At 39.9% G+C, this 23139-nt stretch carries 21 protein-coding genes; 12 read left to right on the top strand and 9 right to left on the bottom strand.

Annotated features, from left to right (window positions below; all coding sequences use genetic code 11):
• Positions 1–82 precede the first annotated feature (82 nt).
• The 3 genes from AC4GME_RS03440 to AC4GME_RS03430 form a co-directional block, all read right to left on the bottom strand.
• A complete protein-coding gene (locus AC4GME_RS03440; protein WP_490375586.1) occupies positions 83–973 on the bottom strand; it encodes a DMT family transporter in 891 nt (296 codons plus the stop codon).
• A 55-nt stretch (positions 974–1028) separates the two neighbouring features.
• On the bottom strand, positions 1029–1784 hold the full coding sequence (locus AC4GME_RS03435; RefSeq protein ID WP_490375587.1) for a substrate-binding periplasmic protein: 756 nt from the start codon (positions 1782–1784) through the stop codon (positions 1029–1031).
• Positions 1785–1955: 171 nt separating this feature from the next.
• Entirely contained in the window at positions 1956–3287 is a 1332-nt protein-coding gene (locus AC4GME_RS03430; protein ID WP_490375588.1) for a Na+/H+ antiporter NhaC family protein, read from the bottom strand.
• Between the two features lie 284 nt (positions 3288–3571).
• Between AC4GME_RS03430 and AC4GME_RS03425 the strand changes: the two genes are divergently transcribed.
• Positions 3572–3982: a hypothetical protein gene (locus AC4GME_RS03425; protein ID WP_490375589.1), complete on the top strand. Its 411-nt coding sequence runs from the start codon at positions 3572–3574 to the stop codon at positions 3980–3982.
• 270 nt (positions 3983–4252) lie between these two features.
• On the opposite strand, the gene AC4GME_RS03420 is transcribed toward AC4GME_RS03425, so the two are convergent.
• Positions 4253–6082: an ABC transporter ATP-binding protein gene (locus AC4GME_RS03420; RefSeq protein ID WP_490375590.1), complete on the bottom strand. Its 1830-nt coding sequence runs from the start codon at positions 6080–6082 to the stop codon at positions 4253–4255.
• A gap of 159 nt (positions 6083–6241) precedes the next feature.
• Here AC4GME_RS03420 and AC4GME_RS03415 point away from each other — a divergent pair, with 159 nt between their 5' ends.
• The 5 genes from AC4GME_RS03415 to AC4GME_RS03395 all read left to right on the top strand — a co-directional run bounded on the left by AC4GME_RS03415 (position 6242) and on the right by AC4GME_RS03395 (position 10009).
• Positions 6242–6433 carry a hypothetical protein gene (locus AC4GME_RS03415; RefSeq protein ID WP_490375591.1) on the top strand — a complete coding sequence of 64 codons (192 nt, stop codon included), beginning with the start codon at positions 6242–6244 and terminating at the stop codon, positions 6431–6433.
• Between the two features lie 193 nt (positions 6434–6626).
• Positions 6627–7652, top strand: a complete 1026-nt coding sequence (locus AC4GME_RS03410) for an acyltransferase (protein ID WP_490375592.1) — start codon at positions 6627–6629, stop codon at positions 7650–7652.
• 16 nt (positions 7653–7668) lie between these two features.
• Complete coding sequence (locus AC4GME_RS03405) at positions 7669–8994, top strand: transglycosylase SLT domain-containing protein (RefSeq protein ID WP_490375593.1); 1326 nt, start codon at positions 7669–7671, stop codon at positions 8992–8994.
• A gap of 45 nt (positions 8995–9039) precedes the next feature.
• Positions 9040–9237 carry a YgaP family membrane protein gene (locus AC4GME_RS03400; RefSeq protein ID WP_490375594.1) on the top strand — a complete coding sequence of 66 codons (198 nt, stop codon included), beginning with the start codon at positions 9040–9042 and terminating at the stop codon, positions 9235–9237.
• Positions 9238–9451: 214 nt separating this feature from the next.
• Positions 9452–10009, top strand: a complete 558-nt coding sequence (locus AC4GME_RS03395) for a DUF3157 family protein (RefSeq protein ID WP_490375602.1) — start codon at positions 9452–9454, stop codon at positions 10007–10009.
• A gap of 43 nt (positions 10010–10052) precedes the next feature.
• On the opposite strand, the gene AC4GME_RS03390 is transcribed toward AC4GME_RS03395, so the two are convergent.
• The 3 genes from AC4GME_RS03390 to cmoA form a co-directional block, all read right to left on the bottom strand.
• The gene (locus AC4GME_RS03390) at positions 10053–10646 is read right to left on the bottom strand and encodes a CoA pyrophosphatase (RefSeq protein WP_490375595.1); all 594 of its coding nucleotides are present in this window, start codon (positions 10644–10646) and stop codon (positions 10053–10055) included.
• Between the two features lie 243 nt (positions 10647–10889).
• Entirely contained in the window at positions 10890–11876 is a 987-nt protein-coding gene (gene cmoB, locus AC4GME_RS03385) for a tRNA 5-methoxyuridine(34)/uridine 5-oxyacetic acid(34) synthase CmoB (protein ID WP_490375596.1), read from the bottom strand.
• A gap of 17 nt (positions 11877–11893) precedes the next feature.
• Positions 11894–12625, bottom strand: a complete 732-nt coding sequence (cmoA, locus tag AC4GME_RS03380; protein WP_490375597.1) for a carboxy-S-adenosyl-L-methionine synthase CmoA — start codon at positions 12623–12625, stop codon at positions 11894–11896.
• A 159-nt stretch (positions 12626–12784) separates the two neighbouring features.
• On the opposite strand from cmoA, the gene aspS reads away from it, so the two are divergent.
• Positions 12785–14560, top strand: a complete 1776-nt coding sequence (gene aspS / locus AC4GME_RS03375) for an aspartate--tRNA ligase (protein WP_490375598.1) — start codon at positions 12785–12787, stop codon at positions 14558–14560.
• Between the two features lie 101 nt (positions 14561–14661).
• Positions 14662–15405, top strand: a complete 744-nt coding sequence (locus AC4GME_RS03370) for a YebC/PmpR family DNA-binding transcriptional regulator (RefSeq protein WP_490375599.1) — start codon at positions 14662–14664, stop codon at positions 15403–15405.
• An 89-nt stretch (positions 15406–15494) separates the two neighbouring features.
• Here AC4GME_RS03370 and AC4GME_RS03365 read toward each other — a convergent pair whose 3' ends face one another.
• Positions 15495–16130 (bottom strand): carbonic anhydrase, encoded by a 636-nt coding sequence (locus AC4GME_RS03365; protein WP_490375600.1) that lies wholly within the window; start codon positions 16128–16130, stop codon positions 15495–15497.
• 146 nt (positions 16131–16276) lie between these two features.
• On the opposite strand from AC4GME_RS03365, the gene AC4GME_RS03360 reads away from it, so the two are divergent.
• Positions 16277–17227 carry a LysR family transcriptional regulator gene (locus AC4GME_RS03360; RefSeq protein ID WP_490379013.1) on the top strand — a complete coding sequence of 317 codons (951 nt, stop codon included), beginning with the start codon at positions 16277–16279 and terminating at the stop codon, positions 17225–17227.
• Positions 17228–17529: 302 nt separating this feature from the next.
• Here the strand turns inward: AC4GME_RS03360 and AC4GME_RS03355 are convergent, their stop codons facing one another.
• Positions 17530–18891: a cation:proton antiporter gene (locus tag AC4GME_RS03355; RefSeq protein ID WP_490379012.1), complete on the bottom strand. Its 1362-nt coding sequence runs from the start codon at positions 18889–18891 to the stop codon at positions 17530–17532.
• 454 nt (positions 18892–19345) lie between these two features.
• On the opposite strand from AC4GME_RS03355, the gene AC4GME_RS03350 reads away from it, so the two are divergent.
• The 3 genes from AC4GME_RS03350 to AC4GME_RS03340 form a co-directional block, all read left to right on the top strand.
• Positions 19346–20515: an HD-GYP domain-containing protein gene (locus AC4GME_RS03350; RefSeq protein WP_490376898.1), complete on the top strand. Its 1170-nt coding sequence runs from the start codon at positions 19346–19348 to the stop codon at positions 20513–20515.
• Between the two features lie 367 nt (positions 20516–20882).
• Positions 20883–22685 carry an AMP-dependent synthetase/ligase gene (locus AC4GME_RS03345; protein WP_490376899.1) on the top strand — a complete coding sequence of 601 codons (1803 nt, stop codon included), beginning with the start codon at positions 20883–20885 and terminating at the stop codon, positions 22683–22685.
• A partial coding sequence (locus AC4GME_RS03340) for a thiolase family protein (RefSeq protein WP_490379011.1) occupies positions 22682–23139 on the top strand: 458 nt, incomplete at its 3' end. The genes AC4GME_RS03345 and AC4GME_RS03340, both read left to right, overlap by 4 nt.

The raw sequence follows: 23139 nt of genomic DNA, 5'->3' as shown, positions 1-23139 counted from the left end.
AGTAGAGCAATACTCTTGCTCGGATCTATCAGGGCAAGCCCGCCGTTATGTCGAACAGCTCTTTCTACACTTAAAACAGCGCTTAAGAAGAGGGCTTAGATTTTATTTGTTGTATTAATAACCCAGTCGTAATAAATATCAAACCGATAATCGTAGCCGGATAGATGGGCTCTTCAATAATGAGATTCAGTAGCAGTAATGAGATAAAAGGCGAAATGAAAATCAGGTTGCTTATTTTAGCGGTATTTTGTGCATAACGCAGTGCACTTAACCAGGCCACAAATGCAAAACCCATCTCAAATAAACCGATGTAAATAGCCCCTAGCCAACCTTGCCAATCGGGCATATGAAAATCACTGAGCAGCGGCGTTGCGATTAATATAGCGGGAAAACCGAGCAAAAAAGAGAGTAGCAAAGATACAATGGGATCGGCGCTATTTTTGCTGTTTAAAATCCAATACATTGCCCAGAGTAACGTACTAAAAAGCGCAAGAAAGACCCCCAATGGGCTGGCAAAGTCTAAGGTTAAAATATTGCCTTTGGTTGCAATAATCAATGCACCACTGTAACCGAGTAATATGGCTAGCCCATCTTTTTTACTGAGTTTCTGGCCGAGAAAAGGTACGGCTAAAATGGTCAGAGTAATCGCCCATGTGTAGTTGAGAGATTGGGCTTGTTGCGCCGGAAGCAGGTCATATGCTTCAAACAAAATAAGATAATAGAGGAAAGGGTTAATTAACCCTAAAAGCAGATAATAGATAGGACGATTTAACAAATAATGTTTTAAAAGCGGTAGTTTTCCTTGAAAAAAACAGATTCCGGTTAAGGCCAAAATAGTGGTAAACGATGCCACTAATAACATTTGTATTGCTGAAAAGTAAGTTAATGTGACTTTAAAAGCGCTGGCAACAGTCGACCACATAACTACTGCAATTAAGGCAAAGAAGGTAGCTTTTTTCTGGTTTTTTATCATGAATCAAAGGGCTTATTGAATAATGTTTATTGATGAGGATAAAGGTAAGCTAAGTTTAGTGGTGGTATTTGTTCTCGATTGCTTGAAACACTCCCTCTTTACGGCCTTTTTTAATTGATTTATTAAACTTTTTAAGGAAATCTTTGTGGTCGTTATTTTTTGCGAAGCCAAGGTGGTTGGGATCATTCGATAAGGTGGCAGGGACAATATAAAGCTTCTCTTTGATAGCAAGCAGTTCCGGATGTTCGCTAAAAACATTATTAAAAGCATACAAACCTGGGCTGATGATGGCGACATCTAAGCGTCCTCTGGCGACTAGTTTTAAACGATGAACGGGATCGCCATTATCGCCAATAAAGGTAAAAATATTTTCTTTGATACCTTTTTCAAATTCATCGCCGAATATAGCGGCACGTGATGCACTGACAGTCTTACCGGCTAAATCTTGCACTCCTGTATAGGTGAACGGGGTATTTATATGAGTAACTAATAAAATATCTTCGTTATACATGACATCAGAGAAATCAATAATCTTCTTACGGTTTTCGGTGATAGAAAGGCCGATAGCGGCCCCTTTATTGTCTAACATGCTTTTATAGGCGCGTGCCCATGTCGAAAAATGGTAAGTAAACTTGCAACCGATATCTGTGCCTATATATTCCATCATCTCAATTAAGATGCCTTTTGGCAGCCCATTTTCAATGTACGCTTTGGGTTTCATTTTTTCATTAGCGTAAATATCAATCTCACAGGCAGAAAGCTGTTTTATTGGTAGTAAGAATATAAATAAAAAGATAAAAAACGTTTGCAATATTAACCCTCCAGGTAAAATTTACAGTTCATCGCACCTACTATAGTGCTATTACATCGTTTTAGACGTTATTTTGTAATTAAAAAAGTGGTTAAAGTAAATAAGGTGATGACAAGCACGTAATTTACTTTATGGTGTTGTTTTTTTGCTCAATTTCTTTGGCTATCTAATTTAACTTGTTACTTTTCTAAAACTAACAATTAAAACGGCAACGATTGCTAAAACAAAACAATACCAAGCATTAGTTACGGCCGCTAACGGTGAGACAGTAAAGATTGAAGCCGCTAATAATGCTTGCGCACCGTAAGGAATAATACCCTGGATAATACAAGAAAAAATATCCAATAAACTTGCTGAACGTTTAGGGCTGATTTGATGTTTCTGTGCCAGATCTTTAGCAATATTACCGGTAACAATAATTGCAACTGTATTGTTAGCTACGCAGGTATTAGTTAATGCAACCAATGTTGCGATACCTAATTCAGAAATGCGTTTATTCTGTTTTTTAGCAAAGTGAGCGATCACTTTTTCAATCTTTAAACAGAGAAAAGCCAGACCGCCTTGCTGTTGCATCAGGGCCGCCAGTCCTCCGACTAACATCGACAGAATAAATATCTCCTGCATATTTTTAAAGCCTTCAAAAATATCATTGGCAAAACGTGATACAGAATAATCCATACTTACAAAACCGGTGAAACCCGCTAATAAGATACCCACTGTTAACACTACAAAAACGTTTAAACCTGAAACGGCTAATATTAAAATGGTTAAATATGGCAGTACTTTGAACAAGTCGACCTCTTGATTTGCAAGCTCAGCATGACCTTGACCAATCATGGTTAATATTAGCAAAGTGATAATCGCAGCGGGCAGTGCAAAAATAATATTTTCTTTAAATTTATCTTTCATTTCACAGCCTTGCGTGCGTGTAGCTGCAATTGTAGTATCAGAGATAATGGATAAATTATCGCCAAACAATGCGCCGGAGATAACCGTCCCCGCCATTAATGCCAAATCGATATCGGCTTGTTGTGAAACCCCTAATGCAATCGGTGCAACAGCCGCAATGGTGCCCATAGAAGTACCCATTGCGGTGGCGATAAACGCGGCAATTAAAAAGAAACCAGGTAGCAGTAAATCAGAAGGAATAAGTGAAAGACCAAGTGCAACTGTCGCGTCAACGCCTCCTGTTGCTTTTGCCACAGCTGCAAATGCACCTGCTAATAAATAGATTAAGCACATCGCGATAATATTGGAATGGCCGATCCCTGCCATAAAGGTTTCTATGGCTTGGTTTAATTTTTCTTTTGAAAGCAGTAACGCTAAAATAATCGCAGGTAAAATGGCGACTACGCTCGGCAATTGATAAAACGCAAAATCAACACCAAGTTGTTGATAATACAGCCCTGCACCAATAAACAGTGTTAAAAATAAAAACAGTGGAAAGAGTGCGATTAAAGAGGGGGATGATGCTATTTGTTGGTTAGCTACTGAATTGTTCACTTTTTGCCTTAAATGGTTAGTTGTTGATGCTTGAAACAAATGTGCTTATTTTACGATATAAAAGCAGTAAACAGTAGTGTAAAGAGAATAACTGTCCTCTCTTACTTATAAATTATTTTTCTATGCAGATCTGCACCTTTAGAGCTTCCTATCTATACTTCTTAATATCAACAAACCGTTAAAACCATTTTGTTTATATGGTTTTGGCGCCGGTTCTACAGTCGATTTTCTACAATAAGTCATTAAGTTAAAGGTAAGATAATAGATTGTTAATGAGGTTTGTTATGATTAAAGACAATCAACATTACAGCCTGGATCAGGATCACGATATCGTTATTTTTAAAGGTAAAGGAGTGTGGAAACCTGAAGTATCAACAGCATGTATCCGCTCAATTAATACGCTTATTCAACTGCAAAACCTCCAAGATTTTGCTTTAATTCTCGATACTAGTGATATTCAAAGCCTGACGCCACAATGTTTTGATGCGTGGGAAGAAGCACAGGAGGTATGGAGAGAGCATGGTCTTAAAATGACAGTGCGTATTGATAAACCGGAAGCGGGGTTTTACAAAATTTTTCTTGCCGGCTTTGATGATATTTTGCGTCTTAAGACTAAGTTTTGTTCATCTTCTTCTGAAAGTTATGCCTTAAAATCTATACATAACGCAGGCTTTCGCGGTTTTGAATCTAAGTAACCTCAACTCGGGATAAGCAAATCGATACAGTGCAGCTGTTTTCGCGTATTTCTGCGTTAAATCAGCTACCAATAGCCAGCTATTGCTACGCTGATTTGCCTTGAACTACACAAAACTATCAACACTGTATAATATAAAAATTTAACATATTAATATTAAAGAGCATTTCGCTTTCATTATTCCGATCTGAGGTTAAGTAATATTAATGGCCCCAAAAAATGCGCAGGGCATTTTTTAAGCCGTTTGCGGGTTCTGCAAAGATATCCCTTATCAGTCCATCCCTAAGAAACCACCTGTTTGATGTGCCCAAAGTTGTGCGTAAATGCCTTTACCTTGGATTAACTCTTGATGAGAGCCTTGCTCAACAATTTGACCGTTATCTAACACAATTAACCTATCCATCGCGGCAATGGTGGATAAACGGTGAGCAATCGCGATAACCGTTTTACCCTGCATTAATTGATAGAGGCTCTCTTGAATAGCGGCTTCAACCTCAGAATCAAGGGCCGATGTTGCTTCATCTAAAACAAGTATGGGGGCATCTTTAAGCAGTACACGGGAAACTGCAATACGCTGACGTTGTCCGCCGGAGAGTTTTACGCCGCGTTCACCCACTTGCGCATCATAACCTGTATTTCCCGAGTTATCGGTCAGTCCTAAAATAAACTCGTGAGCTTGTGCCTGTTTAGTCGCTTTGATCATCTCCTCTTCAGTTGCATCCGGACGTCCATAAAGAATATTTTCACGAACAGAGCGATGTAATAAAGAGGTATCCTGGGTCACCATGCCAATTTGTAAGCGCAGGCTCTCCTGTTGAACATTGTTAATGTTTTGTCCGTCAATCACAATTTCCCCCTGTTCAACATCATAAAAACGTAATAACAGATTGACCAGGGTTGATTTACCGGCCCCAGAGCGACCGACCAAACCGATTTTTTCACCCGCTTTGATATTTAAATTTAAATTGTCGATTACACCTCTACTTTGACCATAGTGGAAACTGACGTTATCGAAATCGAGCGCACCATTGCTAACTTTTAATGGTTCAGCATCTTTTTGATCTTCAATAATATTGGGTTTTGCCAGTGTCGACATACCATCTGTTACTGTGCCGATATTTTCAAATAGCATGCTTATCTCCCACATTATCCACTGTGACATACCATTTAAACGTAGCGATAAACTGATCGCAATGGCAATCGCGCCAACGCTAATTGCGCTTTGCATCCACAAAGCAATGGCTAATGCAGTAATGGCAAAGGCTAAAATGTAGTTTGATATTTGCACCGACACATTAATGCCTGTCGCCAATCGCATCTGCCTGTAAACCGTATCTAAGAAAGCCTGCATTCCCTGCTTGGCATATTGTGTCTCGGAATCTGTGTGGGCAAACAGTTTAACGGTAGAAATATTGGTATAACTGTCAACAATGCGTCCGGTCATGGTTGAGCGTGCATCAGCCTGTTCGGTTGCAACCGCTTTTAAGCGAGGCAGAAAGTAATATTGCAGTGCGATATAAATGACTAACCAGACAAGCATCGGAATCGCTAAACGAATATCCGCTTTGGCGATCATCAACACCATCGAAATAAAATAGACTAGGACGTAAACCATCACATCAAGCAACTTCATCACCGTCTCTCGAACGGCTAGAGAGGTCTGCATCACCTTGGTCGCAATACGTCCGGCAAAGTCATCCTGGTAAAACGAAACACTTTGTTTAAGTAGATAGCGATGTGCAAACCAACGAATTGACATTGGGTAATTGCCCAATAAAACCTGGTGCACAATTAATGAATGCAGCAAGGTTAATAGCGGAATAATGACCAGGACCATAATTGACATGGCCAGTAGCGTTAATCCTTCATCCTGAAGTAATGTTTCAGGGCTTTTAGTGATTAACCAGTCAACAAGCTGCCCCATAAAACCAAACAGTGATACTTCAAGAATTGCTAATGCAGCAGTTAAAATAGTCATTAAAATCAGAGGGATTTCGTAACCTTTGGTATAATGAAGGCAAAAAGCGACTAAGGTATTAGGGGGCTGTTTGGGCTCTGCATCGTTAAGTGCTGGCACTAACTTTTCAAAAAAATTAAACATTTTATTACCTTTTTGATGCTTGTTGTGCGACTGTTAATTTATAAGCAGTATCGGGAATAAGTTTGCCTTGATCTTATTTGATCTTAATCGGATCAATAAACAAAACAAGTTTTATTGCTATTTACACAATTTTTTAGCTCAACAGATATGGAGATAGAGATGAATAAAATAAATGTGCTGATGTTGATTTTTTTATGCGGGTTATTAACGGCTTGTGAAGCTGAAAAAAAACAACAAGTGATTATTCCGCAGGCGCAGCTGGATGCTTTAGATAAAGCCAAAAACCTGGAAAATGAACTGTTGAAAATGCAGCAGCAAAAAGAAAAACAGCTCCAGGAGCAGGGCTTGTAGTAATGACCGTCATTATGGAAAAGATAAGTTTTGATGCTATTAATGGCTGTTTGCGTAGTCGCTTTCTATTATCTAAAAGTATATCTGCGTTAATACGTTTGCTATTTACTTTTTGATAAATTGTAATTGACAAAGATAGTGATTACTCTAATTTGTATCATTTGTATTCATCCCCTTGAAAAGAAAACAGATTATGAGCCAAGCACGTCCTTCTATTTTTTACCTCGATTTGCTGCGTTTTATGGCTGCATTTGCGGTAGTAGCAATTCATGTTTTAGGACCATTTCGACATCTTTATGGTGATATCCCCGATTCTGACTGGTTAGCCGCAGCGGGAATTAACAGTGTCACGCGTTGGGCTGTGCCTGTTTTTATGATGATCAGTGGTGCATTGTTACTCTCTAGCGAACGTGATTTTAACTGCGACCATTACCTTAGGAAACGCTTGTCAAAAGTAGCGATTCCGTTTGTTGGCTGGACGCTGATCTATGCATTTGCAGGTGGGTTTGTTGCCGGCAGTTGGTCAAGTGTCGAAACCTTTAAAATTATTGAAAATTCAGCCAACGATCCCGCCTGGTATCATTTGTGGTTTTTTTATGATTTTATTCCTTTGTATTTTGTTATTCCTTTTTTAATGCCGTTGCTAAAAAAAGCCACCCCCGAATTAATTAACCTGCTTATTGTTACTTGGATGGTGTTGTTTTTAATGAAGTGGCTAAAAGTTGAAAGCTTTTTACAGCAAAATCTTATTTTATATACAGGTTACTTAATTCTTGGCTGGTATCTGTTTAACCGTGATAACTCAAAACAGCTTAAATACTGGCTGATTGCGGGCATCTCTATGCTGCTGTTGAACTTTTTCGGCTCATGGCAGTTGGCGATTGAAACAGATAAATACAGTAGTTTCTTTATGGGTTACAAAACCCTTAATACGGTGATTATTGCCGGCATGTTATTTGTAAGCGCGCAAACTTATGGCGATAAAATTCAAGGCAGATTACGTGTTTTAGTTTCGCTTATCTCAAAATACAGCTTAGGTATTTATCTGTTACATCCACTGTTATTGATACCAGTGCGCGATTTAGATAATGGCTTTTACAGTGCGTTTGCCTCTAACTGGTTGGCGATCCCCATTATTACTATTGCCGTTATGTTTATCTCACTGCTATGCACTATGTTGTTAGTAAAAATTCCACTTATTAAACGTTTAGTGCCTTAATAAAAAAGGGAAAACAATGAAACATATTTATTTACTGCTCGGTATTGGACTGCTCAGCGCAACGTCACTGCATGCCAGTGACCCTTTTGCGGATTTAGATAATGAGATGATTATTTATGAACAAGAATCTGTCGATTCTGCCCTGCTCGAAACTGAATTTCAGCAGTATATAAGTGATCAAGAAAGAGAATATAAAAGCTGGCTAACCCAATACTTAAAAGAGTTTGATCAATTCCAAAGTGAATTAGTTAATAAATGGGGGGAGGGGGATCTGTCACAAAAAGAGCGTAATGTAGAATTCAGCGAAGATAAAAATGTTAAATCTGTTATTGATTATGAAAATGAACAAGTGACGGTAGCTGTGCTTGTTGATAAAAACCTTTCGCAAGCTGATGCTGAAAAAACAGTTCAGTTGAAAATGCAGCAGTTAATGACAGATGAAAAATCTAATATCGCACGTGTATTTGAACAGAGAGCCTCTCTTGAAGGCGGTGAAATTTCGATCGCGGATGTGCAATACTCTGATCAGAAAAAACAGCAAGTAAAAGATGTGATAATCAAACAGACACAAGCGCAAGCGCAAGAGATAGATAAACAAGCGGATCGTGCGCAACTACCAGAAAGCCAATTAACGGAAAGTGAATCTAAGCTGCTGGCGACACAAGAAAAAGAGCAATTATTAAAGTCCAGCCAAACTCGCTTGAACGAAGCTGGTAAAAATTACGATCAAGCAAAAGTGAGTGCTGAGAGTGATAAAAAAATTGTTTTATATACAGTGAGTCTGCCTAAAAACAGTCTTGCAAAACGTGCCGCAAAGTACTCCGGGTTTGCTGAAAAAGAGAGTCAGATTCATGATATTCCTGCCGCACTTGTAATGGCAATTATGCATTCAGAATCGGCGTTTGATCCTCGTGCTAAATCTGCAGTTCCCGCTTATGGTCTGATGCAGATTGTACCAAGAACCGCCGGGCATGATGTTAATAGAATGCTGCGAAATATCGATAAACCGATGGATAAAAATGACCTCTATATTCCTGCCATCAATGTCGAAACAGGCACTGCCTACCTGAATATTTTAGATAAACGCTATTTGAAAGCGATTAAAAATGATAGCAGTCGTTTGTATTGTACGATTGCGTCTTACAATACGGGCGCCGGCAATGTTGCAAGGGTATTTAATCAAAATGGTTCCCGTAATATTAAACAGGCTTCACGAGTCATTAATAAACTGTCCCCCGAGCAGGTATACCAAAGGTTAATGGCTAAATTACCATATGATGAAACTAAACATTATTTACAGCGAGTTCATTCACGTATCGCTCTGTATCAAACCAAGAGTTAGGTCTATGGTTTAAATATTATCTAGTCATTTAAAAGGCCCTTTATTATGAAAAATAATGTTGGTGGTATTGATCGTGTTTTACGTATTATTGTCGGATTAGCGCTTATTGGTGCCGGTTTATATTTTCAAAGCTGGTGGGGCGCTGTGGGGTTAATCCCGCTGTTTACCGGCGGTATTGGTTGGTGCCCCGTTTATTTACCTTTCGGTTTCTCGAGCTGCGCTTGTGATAAGAAAAAAGAGTAAAGAGCTGCATTGATTTTAGCAATCCATTAAGTAAGTGATTATTAGATGGGCTTTTTGCCTGCATTTAAAAGCAAAAAAAAGCCCCTAGGAGCTTGCAGGCAGATATTACTATAAGCTGTTTGCTGGTGATAAAATGAATCATCACAAGAAAAAAAGGCGGCTTGTTTTAACCGCTATTACCTTAACCCAGTCTAAAATATTAGGATTTATCACCATGATCAGAACGTTCTCTCTTTGTGCATTATTACTGCAGCTTTCATTTCCTGTCTTCGCTGGCGAGGTTGCCAGAGTCACTCTGGATAACGGTGCCCAAGTGGTACTGAAAGATGACTTCACCTGGAAATATGTCATTCTGGAAACTCAGCCCCAGAGCCAAAACCCTGAAGGAAAACTGCCTCAGGTTCAGACTTTAACCCCGGCAGCTATAACACAGGCAGCCCTGTTATCCATCGCTGCACTCGATGGAATAAAGGTGAGCTTCAGAAAAGGTGAATGGGATGGCGATAACTTAGGACTTAACTTTGATTTACAGAGCAGTACATCCAAAAATGTTGTTGTGGTGGAGGTCGAAGCCTCTCTATTTGACGATAGTGGCAAACTGCTGAAAAAGGAGTTATTTAATGTCTGGCAGGCTGAATATCGTCTTCCGGAAACTTACCTGAGAAAAGGCCAACAGCGCCCAAGCCGCACTATCTGGATAGAAGATATCCCCTTCGATAGCTGGCACAAGCAGCTTCTGAGTCTGAAAGTTATCGAAGTGAAGAGCAGATAAAGGGCGGGAATCAGCATCTTGAAGTAGTTTGGCTACAGGATGCTTACTCATTTAAATGCATTTGTAAATTGTAAAGCATCTGCGCTGTTGCTCCCCAAATCAGCCTGTTTTGGTAGGGAATGCAATAAGTAAAATGACGTTTTTTATTGGCAACTAAATGTTGTAAATAAAAATGTTTTTTATTGAGTAAAAACTCCAGTGGCACTTCAAATACACTTCTTACCTCTTGCGGATCAATCAAGGTTGAATGGTTACTGTCGACAAAACCTAAGTAAGGGCTAACGACAAATCCACTAACCGTTGGTAACTTAGGCAATGTTCCAAAAACAGTGACCTGATTTTGAGCAATGCCAATCTCTTCTTCTGTTTCACGTAACGCGGTATGCTGCAGACTGCTGTCACTTTGTTCCTGTTTACCACCAGGAAAGCTGACTTGTCCGGGGTGATGACGCAGGTGCAAAGCGCGTTCGGTTAAGATGATATTTAAGCCATTTTGACGTTTCACTAAGGGGATTAAAACCGCTGCTTTTTTTAAGGTTTGATTATTTACAAACAGTGACTTCTCAGCAGTGCGTAAATCTGAATTTACCTGCTGATTATGAAATAAAAAACGATTTAAAAAAGTTTGTTTATCCATTGAGCAACCTGAAATTAAATAGAGCTGTTATTAATCATAACAGCAATTCAAATAGTCACATATGCTCAGAGCTTATTTCTATCTGACTCAGATTATATTGGGTTAAGTTATGGCTCTTTTTTGTGCGTGAATTGTATTTTCGAGGGTAATGTTAATTATAGCGGATTGCAGTTTAATAGTGAAAAATGAAAAGCAGTGGAACTGACACTGCTTTTTTGTTGTTTAGTTCTATCTGCGGGCTGATTAACTCAGTGGTTTAACTGCTTTTTTAGCAATCAATAGAGCGCGTTTTGGTGCCGGATGACCTTCAACGGTTTTTGTAGGATCAATAGGATCTAAATAATCTTCTAACGATTCATTAGTCATCCAGGCGGTACTGCGCTGCTCGCCAGTTAAAGTATCGTTAATATCGGCAATACGCACATCTTCAAAACCACATTTTTCAACCCACAGTTTAAGGGCTTGTGCACTTGGCAGGAACCAGATATTACGCATTTTTGCATATCTGTCTTGCGGCACTAATACCGCGTTTTCGTCACCTTCAATCACTAAGGTTTCCAGCACCAATTCACCACCTTCAACTAATTGATCTTGCAGTTGGGTGATATGATCCATAGGTGATTTGCGGTGATATAACACCCCCATTGAAAATACTGTATCAAATGCTTCTAGCTTTGGCAGCTCCTGAATACCTAATGGTAACAGGTGGATGTTTGGATCTTTATTGGCAAAGTGGCGCACCGCTTCAAACTGACATAAAAACAGATCACTTGGATCGATACCGACAACAAACTGCGCGCCTTCACCACGCATACGCCACATATGATAACCACTGCCGCAACCGACATCTAATACATAACGGTATTTAAGCGGGCTGATATGCGGCAAAACACGATCCCATTTCCAGTCACTGCGCCATTCTGTATCGATATGTACACCATGAATATGAAAAGGGCCTTTGCGCCATGGGTGGAATTTTTGCAGCAGGTTTTCCAGTTTTTTTGTTTCACCAAGGGAAAGCTCATCTGCACGGCCAATTTCAACACCATCTTTCAGCTCGATATTGTCGGTTTTAATTTCCGGGAATTTATTTAAAACACGGATCCAACTGGCAAGCTTGCCATGTACATGGGTGCTTTCCCATTCATGCAGTTGTGTTGGTAGCGTGCGCAACCAATGGCTTAAACGGTTTTTAGCGATTATGCTGTAAAAGTTTGTAAAGTCGATCATGTGAACCTTGCTATTGTTTATTTGATACTGATTATCGAGCCAAAATTAAAACACTGATACCAGAGGTTGTTATGGGTAAATCCCGCCTGCTGTAAACGCTGGTAGTGTTGTTCAACGGTATCGGCAATTAGTACATTTTCCAGTGAAGAACGTTTTTGGCTGATCTCCAGTTCGCTGTAACCGTGACTGCGTTTAAAATCTAAATGCAGGTCGATTAACAGCTGGTGGCTGACAGGATCTTCAAAGACAAACTTTTCAGATAACACTAAAACCCCGCCGGGTAATAAGCCGTTATAAATATTAGTTAAAAGGCTTAAACGTTTTTCGGGTGTTAAAAACTGCAGGGTGAAATTCAATACAACCACAGAGGCATTTTCAATTTTGATATTACAAATATCATCACAAAGCACAGAAACGGGTGTATCAGATTTATAAGCGTGAATATATTGCTGACAACGCTCAACCATCGCCTGAGAGTTATCCACGGCAATAATTTGGCAGCCATTTTTGTTATTCAGACCACGGCGCATCGACAGGGTTGCTGCACCTAATGAACAACCAAGGTCATAGAGGTTGCTGTTTTCTACTGCGCACCGCTCAGTGATCATGGCTATGGTATGAATGATTTTTTCATAACCGGGTACCGAACGTTTGATCATGTCCGGGAACACTTGCACAACCTGTTCGTCGAAGCTAAATCCACCTACTTGCTCAAGCGGTTTACTATAGATATTGTCTGTTTTACTCATGTGAGTTGCCTACTGGTTTACGTCTTAGCATTTTTGAGGGGCGTATTTTACTCAAATTAGCCCTGATGGTCATTTTTTTATTTAGCCGTGTCACAAACACCTGTTTTCTTTTATAATGGCGACAATTATTTTATCTCGTATTTAAAACAGGAATCGATGATGCGCACAATGTATTGTGGAGAAGTGACCGAAGCTGTAATTGGTCAGGAAATTGAGTTGGTAGGTTGGGTAAACAAACACCGTGATTTAGGTGGTGTGATCTTTTTAGATATGCGTGATCGTGCGGGTATCGTACAAGTATTCTTTGATGCGGATACGCCGGAAGCAGCTGCACTTGCGACATCAATTCGTAACGAATTCTGTATCAAAATTAAAGGCCAAGTTCGTCCGCGTCCTGAAGGCCAAGTAAACAAAGATATGACAACGGGTGGCGTTGAAATCCTAGGTCTTGAATTGGAAATTTTAAACCGCTCAGAGCCGCTGCCGCTGGATAGCAACCAGAAAAACTCTGAAGAGCAACGTTTACGTTACCGTTACCTGGATTTACGTCGTCCTGAAATGGCGCAACGTATGCAGTTCCGTGCAAAAGTAAGCAGCTTTGTACGCCGTTTCTTGGATGAGAACGGTTTCTTGGATGTTGAAACGCCAATCCTGACTAAAGCAACACCGGAAGGTGCGCGTGATTATTTAGTGCCAAGCCGTACTAACAAAGGTCAGTTCTTTGCATTGCCGCAATCGCCACAACTGTTTAAACAGTTATTAATGATGTCGGGTATGGATCGTTACTACCAAATTGTAAAATGTTTCCGTGATGAAGATTTACGTGCGGATCGTCAACCTGAATTTACACAAATCGATATCGAAACTTCGTTTATGTCTGGTGAACAGGTAATGGATATTACTGAAGAGATGATTGTTAATCTTTTCAAAGAGATGCTTGATGTTGATTTAGGCACATTCCCGAAAATGACCTACGCTGATGCGATGACTCGTTTTGGTAGTGATAAACCTGATCTGCGTATCGATTTTGAATTAGTTGATGTTGCTGATTTAGTTAAAGATGTTGAATTTAAAGTTTTCTCCGGTCCTGCTAATGATGCGGATAGCCGTGTTGCAGTTATCTGTGTTCCTGGCGGCGCAAAACTTTCCCGTAAAAATATCGATGAGTACGGTAAATACGTCACTATCTACGGTGCTAAAGGTCTGGCATGGATGAAAGTGAATGAAGTTGCTAAAGGTCTTGACGGTGTGCAATCGCCAATCGCTAAATTCTTAAGCGAAGAGATCGTAACTGAGCTATTGTCGCGCAGCAATGCACAAGATGGCGATATTATTCTCTTTGGTGCTGATAAAGCCAATATTGTTGCGGAAGCAATTGGCGCACTACGTCTGAAAGTTGCAGAAGATCTTGGCCTGATTAAAGATCAGTGGAAACCACTTTGGGTAATTGATTTCCCAATGTTTGAACCACTTGAAGATGGTGCATTAACACCGCTTCACCATCCATTTACAGCACCAATCGACCTAACAGCTTCCGAGCTGGAAGCAAACCCAGTTGGCGCTATCTCTAATGCATACGATATGGTATTAAACGGTTGTGAGTTAGGTGGTGGTAGTGTGCGTATTCATAAACAGGATATGCAGGCAGCAATTTTCCGCATCCTAAATATCAGCGATGAAGAAGCTGAAGATAAATTCGGTTTCTTACTGGAAGCACTTAAATTTGGTGCTCCACCGCATGCAGGACTGGCATTTGGTTTAGACCGTTTAATTATGTTAATGACCGGCACAAGCTCAATTCGTGAAGTCATTGCCTTCCCGAAAACAGCATCGGCTGCTTGTCCATTAACAAATGCACCTGGTTTTGCAAATCCAGCTGCATTAGCTGAGTTAAATGTTGCTGTTGTTAAAGAAGAGAAAAAAGAACAACAGTAGTTGTTAACTTTTTAACGCAAAAAACCTATCGACAAGGGGCGTTGGCATTAGCCGGCGCCCCTTTTTTCTGTTTTTATCATTGTAAATGTAAGGATATTGAGATGGCAGGTCACAGTAAATTCGCAAATATCAAACACCGTAAAGCGGCACAAGACTCAAAACGGGCAAAGATTTTTACTAAGTTTATTCGAGAGTTAACGGTTGCAGCCCGTGAAGGCGGCTCTGATCCCGATGCAAATCCCCGTTTGCGCGCTGCTATTGATAAATCTCTTTCTAACAATATGACCCGCGATACCATTGAACGAGCAGTTAAACGTGGCGCTGGTGAGTTAGATGATGTTGTTTTAGAAACTATTATCTATGAAGGCTATGGCCCAGGTGGTACTGCTGTATTAGTTGAAACCATGACGGATAATAAAAACCGCACGGTTGCCAGCGTGCGTCATGCCTTTTCTCGCGGTAATGGTAATTTAGGTACTGACGGTAGTGTTTCTTATCTGTTTGATAAAAAAGGCGTTATCTCTTACTCAGCAGGTACAGATGAAGATTCCATTATGGATCCGGCTTTAGAAGCTGGCGCAGAAGATGTTGTTGCGTATGAAGATGGTTCGATTGATGTATTTACTGCTCCTAATGATTTTGGCGCGGTAAAAGATGCTTTAGATGCAGCGGGTTTTATTGCAGAGAATGCCGAAGTAACTATGGTACCTTCAACTAAAGCTGAATTAGATAAGAAAACAGCACCGCAACTGCTACGTTTAATTGATGCGTTAGAGGATGATGATGATGTACAGGAGGTTTACCATAACGGTGAAATTTCTGATGAAGTGGCTGCGATGTTGTAATTTATCATCAAGATGAGAAAGCGTAAAAAGGAAAAAATATTCGTTTTTTCCTTTTTACAATTTTAAAAATCAGCGCTTATCTTCTATTTTTAACTGATTTTTTGAAACTCACCAGTATCATTGTGCATCGCAAAAAGCTCGGCACTATTTAAGTCGTAGCACCAGCCATGTAATTTCAATTTACCAGCTGCGACTCGCTCTGCGATACATGAAAATGTCATCAAGTTGTGCAAAGAGTGCGCAATCCCTTTTTGTTCACAGGCGTGATAGCGTTGCTCTGGAGCCGTACAATTCTGATCCTCTAATATCTCGTTGCGAACATTTTCCAGTTGCTTCATCCATTTCGAGATAAATGTTTCCGGTATTGAAGTCGGCTCGGTATCCATCAAAGCTTTAATGCCGCCGCATTGGGTATGCCCGAGAACAATAATACTTTCGACTTGTAAACTGTTAACTGCAAATTCCAGCGCGGCACTGGTGCCATGAAAACTATCACAGCTTTCACGAGGCGGTACTAAGTTGGCGACATTACGAATAACAAAAAGATCCCCAGGTTCACAATCTAAGATAATGGTCGGATCAACGCGAGAGTCAGAGCAGCAAACTAGCGCTATTTTGGGAAACTGTCCTAGTTGCGCCAGTTTTAATAATTGCGCTTTATTTTGTTGATAATAACCATCACGAAAACGCTGATACCCGGCTATTAACTTGTCTGTTGCGGACATAATATTCTTCCTCTATAACTCGGCTAGAATCAATCTATACTGCCGACTAGTTGTTATGCTTGAAGAGCATGCTAATCGATTTATTGTATTAATAAAAATTAATATATATTATCAATATCATAAGTATTTATTTATGGTTATGCATTATGCGCGCGACATTACATCAATTAAAAGTTTTTCGGCAAGTTGCCTTAGCAATGAGTTACACAAAGGCTGGCAACGAGCTGGGGCTTACTCAGCCGGCAGTTAGTATTCAGCTTAAACAATTGGAAAATAACCTCGATTTACCTTTATTTGAAAAAATAGGCAAAAGGCTGTTTTTGACACCCGCAGGGCTGGAATTAAATAACTTTTGTGATGAACTGTTCGAACGTTTCGACAGTATGGATATGACGTTAAGTGCTTTAAAGGGGCATCTGGAAGGTGAGTTCCACTTGGCAGCCGTAACCAGTGCAAAATATTTTACGCCACATTTATTAGGTGCTTTTCATAAACGTTATCCGAAAGTTAATCTGCATCTGGATATTGTTAACAGAGAACAAATTATTCAACGATTGCAGGAGAATAAAGATGATCTGGTTATTATGGGCTTAGTGCCAGAATCCATGTCGTTAACATGCCATCCGTTTGTTGATAATCCGATTGTTGCTGTTGCCAGCCCAAACCATCCGTTAGCAGGTAAAAAAAATATTAAGCTAAACGAATTATCTGAACATGCGTTTATTTTCAGGGAAAAGGGCTCAGGTACACGCAAGGCGTTAGAAGATTTTTTTCAAGCGAATGAGTTAACCATACAACCCAATATGATCTTAGGCAGTAGTGAGACGATCAAACAGGCAGTGATGGCGGATTTAGGAATATCTGCACTTTCTCGTCACAGCGTCACACTGGAACTTGCCACAAACAGTCTTGTAGAACTGGATATTGAGGATTTTCCCCTGGTAAGGAGCTGGTACCTGGTACACCATGAGAGCAAACATTTATCTCCTATCGCCCAGGCATTTATCAACTTTGCCTTATCGCCACAAGAAAATGTCGCAGGCTTATGTGATCGCTTCCTGGAAAGGCATTTTATCGAGAAAGATCATAATAATTGAAGATAAAAAAGCATGAGTCGATCAGAAAACAGCTGAGATAATTGGCCAATAGAATAATGGAGGCTACAGCCCGCAGGCATTTTTTGGAAAATGGAGGTTCAATTTATGATTGTTGAACAGAGTATCTCTGAAGTTTGCGTTGGCATGTATATATTGGATATTACCTCATCAAAAGGTAAGTTTCATCTTGTTAAGGAAGGCTGGATCGAAAGTGAAAATATCATTGAAGGGTTTTGTAGCCATAATTACAAACTCTTACGATTTATTGAACCTTCTTTTAATTTATTATATTAAGGATAAGCCTACTTTGAATTATTAAAGCCTTTTTCCTTCCACTTCTTAAGTGAAGTTTCAGCAAGTATGGCTCCCAAAAGCTCAAAGATCACAATAGCAGGAACTATAGTATTGAAGACTATAAGTCCGTCAGGGCCTCTCAGCATGGTTACAACATACATGGTCTCTACTGCTGCCATCCCGGCCTGAGGGAGCATTAGCTTTGGAAGCACGCCTGTAATGTTAGCCTCCAGTCCAGTTCCCTTACAGGCACCCCAACTTCCAAGGAGTTTTCCTGTCAACCTCATTGCAATATAAACACCAATAAAAAGCATGGAATCAGTGGAAAAGGTTTCAAGCTTTACACTTGCACCAATAATTGCAAAAAAGAATATATTAAAGATTGGCATTACATTTCTAATTCTTAATGATTCAAATATTGTGTGTGAATGAAAATTAGAAATTAAAAAGCCGCCAAAAACAGCGGTGATAAGAAACGGAAGATCGAGGCTAATTGCAATAGATATCCCTATTGCAATAACACTAATTAAAATCAGTAGTATTTCTATACTTGGTGATGGGCGTTCATTCAAAATAGTAGGAAAAAAGAGTTTTGAATCAGCAATATGGTGATTGCTTGTAATTGATCTTGATCTAACAAAAATTTTCAAAATGAGAAAGATTAAAAATCCCAGGAGAAAAGCCAGAAAAAATTCCCCAAGCACTTTAAAGGCAATAAATCCCGCAGAAAATTCTTGTTCATGTTTGATGGTTACTGCAATACCAAGGAAAATTGAGAAAAATACAACCTCAATGATATCGTCAAGCACTACTATATTTGCCAGAAGGCTTCTTAACTTCCCTCCAATTCCGAGCTTGTTCATAATAATGAAGGTCATTGCCGGTGCTGTAGCCATTCCTATGGATCCGATAAGTAACGCTATTATTATTTTTACATCAAAAATCAACCAGAAAGCGAGTGTTAAAAGTACCCACGTCAGCATGGCCTGGGAAAAACAAATAATAGTGGCTTTTACACCAACTTCTTTAAGGTGCTTTACATCAAGCTCCTCACCAAGTGAAAAAGCTATAAGTCCGAGGAAGAGAAATACAAAAAAATGGAAATTCTCGACAACTTCTCTATATAAAAAAAACTTTTGATCATAAAGATTAAGAACTGGTTTATAAAATGAACTTTCGCCAATCCAGTCTATAGAGCTTAAGCCTTGAAATAACAAACTAATAAAGCTTGGGCCAACAAGGAGACCACCCACAATTTGTCCTACAACTTCACCTAGGTTTAATTTTCTTGAAATACGTCCACAGATAAATGCAGAAAGGAGTATCAAGCCAACACTTAAGATTTGCATTTGCAGGCGATCGAGTTCCATCAAGGTACCTCTTTTATCTTTATATTTTATTGTTTCTTATATTTCTGGGAAAGAATTTAATCAATGTGGTATTTCATACTGTTTATTGTAGTCTGCAAACATCCGCATTGTATGGGATGTATAATTTTTTACTGGTGAATATACATTCGTGGTCACAAATTTTCTGTAAACCTTATTAGCTCTAATATAAGAGCGCTCTTTTGATAACTGTAATGTAAATAGTGTTAATGGCTTTAGAGTATTAACTGATTAGGTTTAGTTTTTTTCTCACCTCCTTTAAGCGCAGCCTGAAATAAGCGTCTATATTAATGAGGGTAAAAATCAAAACTTGATAAAGAAAGAAATTTAAATTTAGGCAATGATAAGAATCGTCAGAATTAATAGCGATAAATGTTGTGGTTATGTTTTCGTGGCGAAAATCCGCTGATCTGTTTTGGAAAATGGGGTTCAATTTATGATTGTTGAACAGAGTATCTCAGAAGTTTGCGTGGGTATGTATATATTGGAGATTACTGCTCCAAAAGACAAGTTTAATCTTACCAAGGCAGGTTGGATCGAGAGTGAAAAGATCATTAAGGAATTTCAAAGAAAAGGAATAGAACGTGTTCTTATTGATACCACTAAACAAAGAGAGTTAGCAGATAGCAGTTTGTGGTCCTCAGAGAAAGATAAAATTTTTTTTCAGCAAGAGATTATTAAAGCAAAACGAGTTTTTGATGAATCAAAAACGATTCAAAAAAAATTGTTTTATGATGCTCAAAATGGCAATCCATTAGATCTGAATCCAGTCAGTAAGATCACCGATGAGTCTATCGATCTTATTTTCAATAACCCTGATGCACTTGCATGTGTGATTAATATTCGCCATAAAGATGAGTACTTATTAGAACATTCCGTTGCGGTATCTGTGTTGATCACCATTTTTGCTTTTTATCTGAAGTTAGAAAAAGAGATCGTTAGAAAGCTAGCGATTGGCGCTTTTTTACATGATGTTGGTAAGATCAAAACCCCTGATAAAATTCTTAATAAGCCAGGAAAGTTAACGGATGATGAATTTGAAATAATGAAGGAACATGCGACTCACTCTATTAATATTATTAAAACGGCACCGGGGATCAGTGCATTGAGTTTAGAGGTGGCTAGATTACACCATGAAAAACTGAATGGCGAAGGTTATCCTAATGGTGTTAAGGCAGATAAAATATCAAAATATGGTCGAATGATATCGATCTGTGACATTTTTGACGCTCTTACATCGAGCCGTTGTTATAAAGAAGGCTACCCTCAAGTTAAAGGATTCAGCATTTTACGTGCCTTAGCTAAAAGCAATCAATTGGATGCAAATTTGGTTGATACATTTATTAAATGTATGGGAGTTTATCCAGTAGGCGCAGTGGTGCAACTTGACTCAAATAGATTGGCCATTGTTGAAAGCCACAATAGGCAAGATCCTATTCGACCTAGGGTAAAACCATTTTATTGTTTGCAACCAAAACATTTTGAAGCTGCAAAAGATATCGATTTGGCATCAATCACAGATGAGATGATTGTAAAGTGCGTTAGAGCGGATGATTTCGATTTAAATATGGATGATATTATGGAGTTTTTAGCCCATCAAGGTTAGTGCTTTTATCGGCTAGTAAAAAATATAATGAAAAAATGTGCCACTGTATAAGCTAACTATTTTAAATCGGATAAGCAGAGCGTAATCCATTAATTTTATTAAAGCAGTGTTCAACCCTTCTGATAACTCAATATAATCAAAAACGCTTTAATATTCCGATAAAAAACCTTATGAAATCCTAGAGTTATTAGCAGTAAAATTACTTTGTCTTATGTTTGCCCAATTACAAAGCAGCCCTATACTTATAGCCAAACCACTTACAAATACAGATTCAGCATCGCTCGAATCTCACAACAAAGCAGAACTCTTAAATAGGCATTTTCAAGTAGTTTGGATAGATGCAGTAAAACTTAGGGAGAGTATTTTTATGGTCAAAGAAGACTCAACTTTGCCGGAGCTTGTACAGCAATGTTTTACGACCTTTCGCAGCAGTGGCGCTTTTTTCTATCGAAGGGCGGACGGATTTGAGCCGCTCTCATCAGAGCATTTTTTAGAGACCATTCGCCGCTTTGCCCTTGGGCTTCGAGCGCTTGGTTTAAAGCGTGGTGATGTGGTGGCGGTTATTGCGCCTTCAAGTCCCTGGTGGTTGATGGTTGATTTGGCGATTATGCTTGCGGGGGGGCGAAGTACTGCCGTTTTCCCCAAAATTAGTAAAAAAAATCTATTGTACCAACTCAAAGACTCCGATAGCCGCTTTGCTTACGTTGACTCCCCTGAGTTATGGGCGTTTGCCAAAGAGGGCTGCTCGCAATTAAAGGCGGTGATTCTGCGCGATGTGGCACATAAACAAAAAAGTGGCAGCATTACCTTTAACGAAGTGCTTAAAAAAGGAGATCAACTATCTCTTGCTGATCCGCAATTATATAGTCACCTGCGTGCTCAGCTGAAAGCTGATGATATCGCCACTCTTATCTATACTTCGGGGAGCACGGGCGATCCTAAAGGCGTTGTGCTTACCCATCGCAACCTGTGCAGTCAAATTGGCGCTGCGATACAGCGTTACCCGCTTGATCACAGCAAGGATCGCGCCCTAAGTGCACTGCCGCTTGCACATTGTTTTGAACGAACCGTAGTGTACGCCTATTTTTGTCAGGGGATTCCTATCTATTTTGCCGATGATATACAAAAGTTAAAGGAGTATCTTCCCGAAGTGCAGCCTACGGTGATGACTATGGTGCCACGTATTTTGGAGAAACTATTTGCAAAACTGCAGGAGAAGATTGCTAACTCCAACGTCCTGATAAAAATGGTCGGTGAATGGGGCTGCCGGGTCGGCTTTGAGGAGAATCCTCATGGCCTGAGTAAGCTGATAGCTGATTCGCTGTTTTTTAAAAAGATCCGTGCGGGGCTGGGAGGGGAATTAAGCACTGTGATTGTAGGAGGTGCCGCCCTTGAGCAGAAACTTTGTCGTTTTTTTATTAATGCTGGTATTCCGGTTTATCAGGGCTATGGACTGACGGAAACATCGCCAGTGCTAACGGCTAACTATCCGGGGCACAACGTACCCGGTACCGTTGGCCCTGCTTTTCCCGGCGTGCAGGTTGAAATCAGAGGACCCGAAAGTGAGATCCGTTGTAAGGGGCCCAATATAATGAAGGGCTATCATAAACTTGCCGAAATGTCGGCGCAGCGTTTTGATGAAGAGGGCTGGTTCTGTACGGGGGATCGGGGCAGGTTTGACAGTCAAGGAAATTTAATAATAACAGGCCGTTTGACCGAGATGTTTAAAACATCAACAGGAAAATTTGTATGCCCAATTATGATAGAACAGGGCTTGATTAAACACCCGCTGATTGATGCTGCGATGGTGATTGCTGATGGAAAATCATTTGTGAGTGTGCTGCTTTTTGCTGACAGAGAGGCTCTACAACGATATTTAACCAGCTTCCAAAACTCAGCTGGCTGCGCAAGTCCGCAGGATGCTAATTACAGCATTATGAAATTACTGCAAAAACATATCGATCTGATCAACGAACCTCTTAATGAGTGGGAGAAGATTAGGAATTTCAGGTTTATAACTGAGGAGCCCAGCATTGAATCCGGTCTGTTGACTCCAACCATGAAGCTTTGTCGAGACAAAGTAAGTGAGTTTCATGTGGATCTTATTGAATCTATGTATGGGGCTGACACGGAAGCGACAGAAAGTTTGCTTAAAGAGGAGAAGATATGAAAGAGCGATTGGCGATAATTGAAGGGTATCGTAGCCCTTTTTGTAAAGCAGGAACAGCCTTTAAGGAGATGCAGGCTGATCAACTCGGCGCGGTGATTGTGCGCGAGCTAATGGCGCGTTCATCCCTGAATTACAGCGAAATTGATGAGGTGATTATGGGCAATGTCGCGCAGCCGGGGCATGCAGCAAATATTGCCCGGGTTATTGCCCTGCAGGGTGGGTTTGGCCCGGAAACAATCGCTCATACGGTTAACCGTAATTGCGCCTCGGGCATGGAGGCTATCACAACCGCAGCCAATAAAATTTTTGCCGGTGAAATTGAGGTCGCTTTGGTCGGAGGTGCTGAATCTATGTCGCAAATCCCGCTACTTTTCGGCTCTAAGATGACCGGGCTTTTTGTGCAATTAATGGGGGCAAAAACAGCAGTTGCCAGGCTGAAATTACTGCTAAGTTT

Source organism: Psychromonas sp. (genome assembly GCF_983033635.1).
The sequence above is the reverse complement of the archived record's forward strand: the minus strand, read 5'-3'. Positions and strand labels throughout refer to the sequence as shown.

Bases quoted from the DNA above. Each gene is read 5' to 3' on its own strand.
- cmoB (WP_490375596.1), bottom strand. From the start codon at position 11,876: ATGATCGACTTTACAAACTTTTACAGCATAATCGCTAAAAACCGTTTA.
- AC4GME_RS03350 (WP_490376898.1), top strand. From the start codon at position 19,346: ATGATTGTTGAACAGAGTATCTCAGAAGTTTGCGTGGGTATGTATATA.
- cmoA (WP_490375597.1), bottom strand. From the start codon at position 12,625: ATGAGTAAAACAGACAATATCTATAGTAAACCGCTTGAGCAAGTAGGT.
- AC4GME_RS03415 (WP_490375591.1), top strand. From the start codon at position 6,242: ATGAATAAAATAAATGTGCTGATGTTGATTTTTTTATGCGGGTTATTA.
- AC4GME_RS03425 (WP_490375589.1), top strand. From the start codon at position 3,572: ATGATTAAAGACAATCAACATTACAGCCTGGATCAGGATCACGATATC.
- aspS (WP_490375598.1), top strand. From the start codon at position 12,785: ATGCGCACAATGTATTGTGGAGAAGTGACCGAAGCTGTAATTGGTCAG.
- AC4GME_RS03405 (WP_490375593.1), top strand. From the start codon at position 7,669: ATGAAACATATTTATTTACTGCTCGGTATTGGACTGCTCAGCGCAACG.
- AC4GME_RS03395 (WP_490375602.1), top strand. From the start codon at position 9,452: ATGATCAGAACGTTCTCTCTTTGTGCATTATTACTGCAGCTTTCATTT.
- AC4GME_RS03400 (WP_490375594.1), top strand. From the start codon at position 9,040: ATGAAAAATAATGTTGGTGGTATTGATCGTGTTTTACGTATTATTGTC.
- AC4GME_RS03345 (WP_490376899.1), top strand. From the start codon at position 20,883: ATGGTCAAAGAAGACTCAACTTTGCCGGAGCTTGTACAGCAATGTTTT.
- AC4GME_RS03365 (WP_490375600.1), bottom strand. From the start codon at position 16,130: ATGTCCGCAACAGACAAGTTAATAGCCGGGTATCAGCGTTTTCGTGAT.
- AC4GME_RS03420 (WP_490375590.1), bottom strand. From the start codon at position 6,082: ATGTTTAATTTTTTTGAAAAGTTAGTGCCAGCACTTAACGATGCAGAG.
- AC4GME_RS03390 (WP_490375595.1), bottom strand. From the start codon at position 10,646: ATGGATAAACAAACTTTTTTAAATCGTTTTTTATTTCATAATCAGCAG.
- AC4GME_RS03355 (WP_490379012.1), bottom strand. From the start codon at position 18,891: ATGGAACTCGATCGCCTGCAAATGCAAATCTTAAGTGTTGGCTTGATA.
- AC4GME_RS03410 (WP_490375592.1), top strand. From the start codon at position 6,627: ATGAGCCAAGCACGTCCTTCTATTTTTTACCTCGATTTGCTGCGTTTT.
- AC4GME_RS03440 (WP_490375586.1), bottom strand. From the start codon at position 973: ATGATAAAAAACCAGAAAAAAGCTACCTTCTTTGCCTTAATTGCAGTA.
- AC4GME_RS03370 (WP_490375599.1), top strand. From the start codon at position 14,662: ATGGCAGGTCACAGTAAATTCGCAAATATCAAACACCGTAAAGCGGCA.
- AC4GME_RS03360 (WP_490379013.1), top strand. From the start codon at position 16,277: ATGCGCGCGACATTACATCAATTAAAAGTTTTTCGGCAAGTTGCCTTA.